Below are 291 nucleotides of genomic sequence, written 5' to 3'. Positions count from 1 at the left end.
ATCTGAACCTGCTGAACCCGATGGTCGCAACCTGGCTTGAAGACTTTACGCACCTCCGCGTACCAGTCTCTGAAGCCGGTATGACCTTGGAATTCACCCTCAGGCATTTTCATGTGAAGATTTTCAGACAGCTGCTTGAGGAAGTAAGAGTCGTCTTCTGGCAGCAGATCAAACTGGCTGAACCACTTTTTCACAAACTGGTTGATGACACTGTTTGCTGAGTGGGTGGCTGTAGTGATACGAGTGAATAATCGGTCTGCATGGAATCGTGCTTTTTCCTGTACATCTTCC

Annotated in this window: 1 pseudogene; it reads right to left on the bottom strand. The window is 48.1% G+C overall.

Going from position 1 to position 291, the window contains the following annotated elements:
• Positions 1-291: pseudogene (locus E1189_RS22060) on the bottom strand (NAD(P)H-dependent oxidoreductase); the annotation flags it as partial.

It is taken from the genome of Parendozoicomonas verongulae (genome assembly GCF_009711465.1).
GTDB lineage: Bacteria > Pseudomonadota > Gammaproteobacteria > Pseudomonadales > Endozoicomonadaceae > Sansalvadorimonas > Sansalvadorimonas verongulae.
The sequence above is the reverse complement of the archived record's forward strand: the minus strand, read 5'-3'. Positions and strand labels throughout refer to the sequence as shown.